Source organism: Pseudorhodobacter sp. (assembly GCF_030452865.1).
Taxonomy (GTDB): domain Bacteria; phylum Pseudomonadota; class Alphaproteobacteria; order Rhodobacterales; family Rhodobacteraceae; genus Pseudorhodobacter.
Window position 1 is genome coordinate 1 of record NZ_JAKDLJ010000138.1, and the last position, 8,262, is coordinate 8,262.

At 60.8% G+C, this 8,262-nt stretch carries 7 protein-coding genes and 1 pseudogene; 7 read left to right on the top strand and 1 reads right to left on the bottom strand.

Annotated features, from left to right (window positions below; all coding sequences use genetic code 11):
- On the top strand, window positions 1-766 hold a 766-nt coding region (locus L0H65_RS09775), incomplete at its 5' end, for a phosphopantetheine-binding protein (RefSeq protein ID WP_301458687.1).
- A 5-nt stretch (window positions 767-771) separates the two neighbouring features.
- Here L0H65_RS09775 and L0H65_RS09780 read toward each other — a convergent pair.
- Window positions 772-992, bottom strand: a pseudogene (locus L0H65_RS09780) (hypothetical protein); the annotation flags it as partial.
- Between the two features lie 378 nt (window positions 993-1,370).
- On the opposite strand from L0H65_RS09780, the gene L0H65_RS09785 reads away from it, so the two are divergent.
- From L0H65_RS09785 to uvrC, 6 genes are all read left to right on the top strand, one after another.
- On the top strand, window positions 1,371-3,062 hold the full coding sequence (locus L0H65_RS09785) for a peptidoglycan-binding domain-containing protein (protein ID WP_301458688.1): 1,692 nt from the start codon (window positions 1,371-1,373) through the stop codon (window positions 3,060-3,062).
- Between the two features lie 183 nt (window positions 3,063-3,245).
- Window positions 3,246-4,064 carry a S49 family peptidase gene (locus tag L0H65_RS09790; protein ID WP_301458689.1) on the top strand — a complete coding sequence of 273 codons (819 nt, stop codon included), beginning with the start codon at window positions 3,246-3,248 and terminating at the stop codon, window positions 4,062-4,064.
- A 1-nt stretch (window position 4,065) separates the two neighbouring features.
- Entirely contained in the window at window positions 4,066-4,263 is a 198-nt protein-coding gene (locus L0H65_RS09795) for a hypothetical protein (RefSeq protein ID WP_301458690.1), read from the top strand.
- 9 nt (window positions 4,264-4,272) lie between these two features.
- Complete coding sequence (locus L0H65_RS09800) at window positions 4,273-5,211, top strand: calcium/sodium antiporter (protein WP_301458691.1); 939 nt, start codon at window positions 4,273-4,275, stop codon at window positions 5,209-5,211.
- Window positions 5,208-5,987, top strand: a complete 780-nt coding sequence (locus tag L0H65_RS09805; protein WP_301458692.1) for an SDR family oxidoreductase — start codon at window positions 5,208-5,210, stop codon at window positions 5,985-5,987. Before L0H65_RS09800 ends, L0H65_RS09805 begins: the two co-directional genes overlap by 4 nt.
- A 310-nt stretch (window positions 5,988-6,297) precedes the next feature.
- A complete protein-coding gene (uvrC, locus tag L0H65_RS09810) occupies window positions 6,298-8,163 on the top strand; it encodes an excinuclease ABC subunit UvrC (RefSeq protein ID WP_301458693.1) in 1,866 nt (621 codons plus the stop codon).
- Window positions 8,164-8,262: the final 99 nt, after the last annotated feature.

Here is an 8,262-nt window from a genome sequence, read left to right on the forward strand (position 1 = left end):
GTCGGCAGCGTCAGATGTGTATAAGTGTCAGCGCATGTACCGGACTGGTGATCTGGTGCGCTGGCAAGGGGGCAAGCTCGATTTCCTTGGCCGGGCCGATCATCAAGTCAAACTGCGCGGCTACCGGATTGAGTTGGGGGAGATTGAAACCTTGCTGGAGGCGCAACCCGGCGTGATGCAAGCCGTGGTTCTGGCGCGCGAAGATACGCCCGGCGATCTGCGCCTCGTTGCCTATCTGCGCGGCACGGCGGCGGAAAGCACTTTGCGCCGGGAACTGGCGGCGGCCTTGCCAGCCCATATGGTGCCCGCTCATTTCGTGACACTGGACAGCTTCCCGCTCACCCCCAACCGCAAGGTTGACCGCAAGGCATTGCCCGCACCGGGGCAAAGTGCCATCGCGACCGAGCACTATGTTGCGCCACGCGGCGTTGCCGAGAGTGTCGCGCAAATCTGGGCACGGCTTCTGGGCGTTGCGAAAGTTGGCGCGCGGGACAATTTCTTCAGCCTTGGCGGACATTCCTTGCTGGCGGTGCAGGCGCATCGCAACATCAAGGCAGAACTTGGCGATGTGAAACTTTCAATCACCGACATTTTCCGTTTTCCGGTGCTGGAGGCGTTGGCCGCCCATATCGAGAAATCGGCGAAGGGATCGTCGTACCGTGCGTCCGATTCTGTGCTACCCGCCGCACCCGCGAATGACCGTGCAGAAGCGCGCGGCGATGCAATGGCCCGCCGCCGGGCGATGCGGGCGGGACGCGGCGGTTGAAGTGATCATGCCGTTCCGGGCGGTTGGGCCGGGTGCTGCTGGTCGTGGTGCCGGTTTTGAGCGGCCCACAAGGCAGCGATGATCCAGCCAAGCCACTCCCTGAGGTGGCTAAGATCTTTCGGATATTGTGTCCACAGGCGCAAAGCACCGCAAGTACGGTATCGCCGATCGTGCCTTTCAGGGGGTATCCGGCGAGGCGGTCGTCTGTTTTCAAGCATCCCTGATCACCGTGGTTCTGGATAAACGATACATGAGCCTTGCATACAGGGCTGAACCGGCGATCCGCCGCATGCGCCACCGCAGACCAAAAAAGCGGCTGAATCAACCGCTTGTGCCCTCACCCGAACGGGATTCCGGCCTTGCAGCAGCACAACCGAAGGCGCTGCCTGCGCGGCTTGTTGCCCAAATTGGCAATGACTGGCGGCGGATGCGGGTGAAAATTGAAACCAAACCCTCAATCCCACGTTATAACTACTCAGGCCGTCGCGGTAAACGCTGATCGCTCGCGCACGGCTTCGCATGGTCAGAGCCAATTCGGTTGATGCGCTGACGGGTCGCCGCCGGGAATTGAGACAAAAAAATGGATGGGATGAAGGGGGAAGGCATGGATAATCTGTTGAAATCGCTTGTCGTGGCGGGGATGATTTTCGGCATGGGTCCGGCTTGGGCCGAAGACCGCGCCGTCATCGTGCGCAACGATCCTGCCGCCGCCGCAGCAGCCGGTGCAGAAATGGATCGCGCCGCGAAAGCACTTGGCAATGCTGGGTTCACGGTGATGGACGGGCGCAATCTTGCGACCGGTGTGCTGCGCGCGCGTCTTGCCCGGGTTTTACACGAACAGGCACCGTCGGACCGGCTGGTGATTCTGCTGTCGGGCAATTTCGCCCACTCTGACAGCCAGTCATGGTATCTTGATCCCGACACCGCGCAATCCGGGCCGCAAAATATCGTCAGCATTGGCGGCACCGCGATGGATTTGGCGACGGTGCTGTCGGTGGCGGCGCAACTGCCGGGGGGGGCCGTGGTTCTGCTGGGTCAGGACGGCGACAACCCAAGTTTTGAGCCGGGTCTGCGCGCGGGAATTGGTGCGCTGGTTATACCGCAAGGCGTTGCGCTGATCTCCGGCCCGTCGAGCGAGATAGCGGCTTTCGCCGCAGACAGCCTGACCCAACGCGGCCAAAGTCTGGCGCAGCTTCTTGCGTCGAACAGTCAACTCAAGGCGCAAGGGTTCCTGCCGGCTTCCTTGCCCTTCCGCATGGCGGATGCAGTTCAAACAACTCCGCCTGCCCCGCCGCAGCCACCGGCAACACCAACGGTGGACACCCGCAAGGAGGACGCAGCCTGGGCCGCCGCGAAAAAAACCGCCACGATTGCCGGGTATGAGGCCTTTGTACAAGCCTATCCCAGCGGACGTTTTGCCGCGCTCGCCAATTCAGAACTCAACCGTCTGCGCAGCGATCCTACGGTAATCGCGCAAGCCACGGAAGAAGCGCTGGGCCTCGACCGCGATCAACGACGCACAATTCAGCGCCAGCTTTCCTTGCTTGGCTATGACCCGAAGGGAATCGACGGGCTGTTCGGCAAAGGCAGCCGCGCCGCCATTACGACATGGCAAAAAGCGCAAGGGGCGAATGCCACCGGTTATCTGACTGCCGCGCAACTGCCCCGGCTTGCCGCCCAGGCCGACCGTCGCGCGGCGGAACTGGAGGCGGAAGCCGCCGCGCGGCAAGCAAAGCTGGAGCGGGAGGATCGCGCCTATTGGGAAACAACTGGTGCCGCCGGGGATGAGCCGGGCCTGCGCGCCTATTTCAAACGCTATCCGGATGGCATTTTTGCCGAAGTGGCGAATGACAGGCTGTCGGTGTTCGAGGAAGAACGGCGCGCCGCCGCCGCCCGGCAGGATCGTGACGCATGGTCCGCTGCCGAAACCGCCAACAGCATCGCCAGCTATCAGGATTATCTGGCGCAATTCCCCAAAGGTGCTTTCGCACCAGAGGCAACGGCCCGCATCGAGGCGATGCAGCCCGGCGGTGGTCGACTGGACGAAGCCGCCCGCGCGCAAGCCGAAGCGGCGGAAAACGCGCTTGGTCTCAACGGTTTTACACGGCAGTTGATCGAGGAACGGCTGACGGGTCTCGGTTTTGATGCAGGTCAGGCTGACGGTGAATTCGACAATAAGACGCGGCGCGCGATCCGCCGCTTTCAGAAAAGCCGCAATCAGCAGGTGACGGGTTACATCGACCAGGCGTCGATTGTCGCCTTGTTGGCCGGTGGCTTGATCAAGATGGGGAACTGACGCGAAAGCAAAAATCTGAAGCGCGCGCCTGCGCCGCCGGGACCGGACAATCGGTATCGCCGCAACGGCGTCGCGGCGCTCCGTGCGCAAAATGCCGCGACACGCGCCTGAAAGCACAATAAATCGGCGCGGGCGGTGGCAAGCCTTCTTGTCCCGCCCCGCTCTGCGGCTTAGATGTGCGGGATGCACAAATTCATCCCTTTTCTGAAAAAGCCTCCCTTCGTCCCCGTGATCCGCCTGTCCGGTGCCATCGGGGGCGGGAGCCGTTTCAGCCCCGCGCTGTCCGACGCCGGTTTGAGCGCGCAGATTGAGCGTGCCTTCGGTCGCGGTAAACCCGTCGCGGTGGCGCTGGTCATCAACTCCCCCGGTGGGTCCGCCGCACAATCAAGCCTGATTGCCGCGCGTATCCGGCGCCTTGCCGGGGAAAAGAACATCCCGGTTCACGCCTTTGTCGAGGATGTGGCCGCCTCGGGTGGCTATTGGCTGGCTTGTGCTGCCGATAACATCTGGGTGGATGACAGTTCCATCCTCGGCTCGATTGGCGTCATCTCCGCCAGCTTCGGTTTTCCGCAATTCATGTCAAAACATGGGATTGAGCGGCGGGTTCACACTGCCGGAACATCCAAATCGCTTGCAGATCCGTTCCTGCCGGAAAAGCCCGAAGATGTTACCCGCCTGAAAGCGTTGCAGGAAACGATCCATCAGGCGTTCATCGCCCATGTCAAAACCCGGCGTGGCGGGCGGCTTTCAACCGCGACTGACCTTTTCAACGCCGATATCTGGGTTGGCCAGGGTGCGGTGGATGTTGGCCTTGCCGATGGAGTCGCACATCTGGTGCCGAAAATGAAGGCACTATACGGGGACAAGGTTGCCTTGCGCGTTCTGGGCCAGCGCAAACCCTTGCTGCAACGCTTTGGTATCGGCGTATTCGGGGCGGAATTTGCCGCTTCGGCACTGGCGGAACTGGAGGATCGCGCGCTCTGGTCGCGGTTCGGGCTTTGAGATGGTAAAAGTCGTCACACTCTTTCTCGTCGCCGTCCTTGTGCTGGCGATGTTCGGGAAACTGGGCTGGCTGGGAAAACTCGCCCCCGGCATCACGCGCAAACGCGTCAGATCCAAACCTGCGCTTTGTAAGAAATGCGGCCGCTATATCATCGGCTCCGGTCCCTGTGACTGCCAGAACGACGCGACCAAAGGATAGACCGAGCCGATGATGATGGACCTTGTGATTGTCGCTATCGGCTTGATCCTGCTGGTGGTTGCGGGTGACGCGCTTGTGCGCGGCGCGGTGAACCTGAGCCTGCGCCTTGGCATCCCGCCGCTGATCGTCGGGTTGACCGTGGTGGCTTTTGGCACCTCGGCACCGGAACTTCTGGTTTCCGTCAGTGCTGTTCTGGACGGAGTGCCGGGGATCGCGCTGGGCAATGTCGTCGGCTCCAATATCGCGAACGTCTTTCTGGTGCTGGGTATTCCGGCCATCATCTCAACGATCCATTCCAGCACCTTGGGGGTAAGCCGCAGCTATGTCATCATGCTGGCGGCATCCGCGCTGTTTGTTCTGCTGTGCTTTCTTGGTCCGATCCGCTGGTGGCATGCGCTGATCCTGCTTGCCGCGATGGGTGCAACGCTATGGGACAATATCCACAGCGCACGGACGCAGAAGAAGCTCGCAGCCGAGACGCTGGACGGTGTGGACCCCGGCGCGCCGTGGTGGAAAGTCATCGGCTTTCTGGCGGTGGGTCTGATCGGCTTGCCTTTGGGGGCGGAATTGCTGGTCGATGGCGCATCAGGTATCGCGCGGATGTTCGGGATCTCTGAAACCGTGATCGGTTTGACGTTGGTTGCCGTCGGCACCTCTTTGCCGGAGCTAGTAACCTCCATCGTCGCCGCGTCCAAAAAGCAGGCCGATGTGGCGATGGGAAATGTGATCGGTTCCAACATCTTCAACCTTCTGGGGATTATCGGGGTGGCCGGTCTGGTCGGCCCGATTCCGGTTCCGGCCACGATGCTGCACTCGGATCTGTGGGTGATGCTTGCGGCGGCATTGATCCTCATCCCGTTTATCCTGATGCGCCGTGATATCACCCGCCGGGTCGGGATCGGGTTTGTTATCGCCTATGCGGTCTATACCGCGTCGTTGGTGCTGTGATGGCAGCACTTGTCACCGGAGCAGGGCGCAGGCTGGGCCGCGCGATGGCGCTATATCTGGCAGCGCGCGGGCATGATGTTGCGGTGCATTTTGCCACCTCGGCGGATGAAGCCGCTGGCGTGGTCGCGGAGATCAGGGCGATGGGGCGCGAGGCTGTTGCGCTACGAGCCGATCTGCTTGACGAAGCCGCGACGACGGCGCTTGTCCCACAAGCGGTCGCGGCATTGGGCGGGCCGCTGACGGTGCTGGTCAACAACGCCTCGATCTTTGACTATGACACGATCCACAGCGCAACCCGGACCAGTTGGGACCGGCATATGGGCAGCAATCTGCGCGCGCCTTTCCTGTTGACCCAAGGCTTTGCCGCGCAAGCCTTGCCGGTGACGGCGGATCAAAATGGCGAACCGCTTGCCCCCTCGCTGATCGTGAACATGGTGGATCAGCGGGTGCGAAAGCTGACACCGGAATTCATGACCTATACGCTGGCCAAAATGGGGCTTTGGGCGCTGACCCAAACCTCCGCGCAGGCGTTGTCCCCGGCGATCCGGGTCAACGCGATCGGCCCCGGCCCTACGATGATCGGCGCGCGCCAGTCGGCGGATCACTTCGCGCGGCAACGCAAGAATACGGTGCTTGGGCGCGGCGCGAACCCCGTCGATATTACTGCGGCGCTTGGTTATTTCCTTGATGCGCCTGCGGTCACGGGACAGGTTCTCTGCGTTGATGGCGGCCAGCATCTGGGGTGGAAGACCACAGATATCCTTGGGGTTGAGTAGCGCTTTCGCTTGCCCTAGCGGCAAGTTGTGCACTGGATCGTTGATAGCCACATGACTGTTGCAAATTCCCTTGTCTTTTCAGTCATTTGCCCATGATTTCTTTTAATTTCGTTAGGAATCAATAACTTGGTAAACCGCCCAATTTTTAGGCAATCAGGGGAACCGGGCCGAAAACAAGGAGAAATCTGTCTTGGCAGAATATTTCCAACAGAGTTATCCACAGAAAGCGGGGATAGGTTTGCTCTTGCCCTTTGCCTGCGGTCGTTGCAGCCATGAGGGAATCGATGATTCACAAAGACGGTGATTTGACGTGACCGACCAAAGCCCAGACATCCCGACCGGTCATGGCGTCATTCAGGCCTATCTGAAGACGCTGGACGGATCACCGGGGGTCTACCGCATGCTCAACGCCGCGTCGGAAGTGCTTTATGTCGGCAAGGCGCGCAATCTGCGCGCGCGGGTTTCGAATTACGCCCGCCCCTCCGGCCATTCCGGGCGTATCGCGCGGATGATCGCGGAAACCGCATCGATGATGTTCCTGACCACGCGCACGGAAACCGAGGCGCTACTGCTGGAACAGAACCTCATCAAGCAACTCAAACCGCGCTACAACGTGTTGCTGCGCGACGACAAATCCTTCCCGAACATTCTGATCCCCACCGATCACCCGTTCCCGATGATCAAGAAGCATCGTGGCAAACGGTCGGAGAGCGGCCATTACTTCGGCCCTTTCGCCTCGGCAGGTGCTGTCAACCGCACGCTCAACCAGTTGCAGCGGGTTTTCCTGCTGCGTAACTGTTCGGATGCGATGTTTTCCAGCCGAACCCGGCCCTGCCTGCAATATCAGATCAAGCGCTGCGCCGCCCCATGCGTCGGCAAGGTGAGTGAGGCGGAGTATGGCAATCTCGTCGCGGATGCCAAACGTTTTCTGGAAGGCAAAAGCACCGATGTTCAGGCCAATCTCGCCGGCGAAATGGCCAGATCCTCCGAGGCGATGGAGTTTGAGCGCGCCGCCGCCTTGCGCGACCGGATCAAGGCGCTGACCCAGGTGCAATCGGCCCAAGCCATCAACCCGCGCGGCGTGGCCGAGGCGGATATCGTCGCGCTGCATCTGGAGGGCGGCCAAGCCTGCGTGCAGGTCTTTTTCATCCGCGCAAACCAATCCTGGGGCAACCGTGATTTCTACCCGCGCACCCCGGCGGGTGCGGAGGAGCCGGAAATTCTCGAAGCCTTCCTGACCCAGTTCTATGACGACAAGGAACCGCCGCGCCTGCTGTTGCTGTCACATGCCGTCGATAACGCCGATCTTGTAACCGATGCACTCAGCACCCGTGCCGGCCGCAAGGTTGAAATCAGCGTTCCCCAACGGGGCGAGAAGGCGGAACTGGTCGAAAACGCCGCGCGCAATGCCCGCGAAAGCCTTGCGCGGAAGATGTCGGAATCCGCCACGCAAAACAAACTGTTGGCAGGCTTGGCGGAGGCGTTTGATCTGGACAACCCGCCGAACCGGATTGAGGTTTACGACAACTCCCACATTCAAGGCACCAATGCGGTGGGCGGTATGATCGTTGCGGGCGCCGAGGGTTTCCTGAAATCGCAATACCGCAAGTTCAACATCAAATCTGAAGCCGGAGCAAACTCCGACGACTTCGGCATGATGAAAGAGGTGTTGACCCGTCGCTTTGAACGTCTGTTGAAAGAAGACCCGGACCGCAAATCCGATGCGTGGCCCGATCTGCTGCTGATCGACGGCGGGGCAGGGCAGGTGTCGGCAGTTGAAAGCATCATGTCAGACCTCGGCGTCGATGATATCGCGATGATCGGCGTTGCCAAAGGCGTGGACCGCGACGCGGGGAAAGAGGAATTTCACCGCCCCGGCCAGCGCCCCTTCGCCCTGCGCATGAACGACCCCGTGCTTTATTTCGTACAACGTCTCCGCGATGAGGCGCATCGCTGGGCGATTGGCGCGCATCGCGCCAAACGCGCAAAAGCCGTCAGCGCGACACCGCTGGATGATATCCCTGGCGTCGGTGCTGCCCGCAAACGCGCGCTGCTGGCGCATTTCGGCTCTGCGAAAGCGGTCAGCCGCGCCGCAATCCCCGATCTGGTGGTCGTGGACGGCATTTCGGAACCGTTGGCCCAAAAGATCAGCGACTTTTTCAATGCGAAATCTTGATCTGCAACCGCTAAAAATTGTCTCAAATCCGCGATCTTCTCTGAAAAAATATCCCGGGGGTGAATGGCCATACAGGGACAGAGGGGGCAGCGCCCCCTG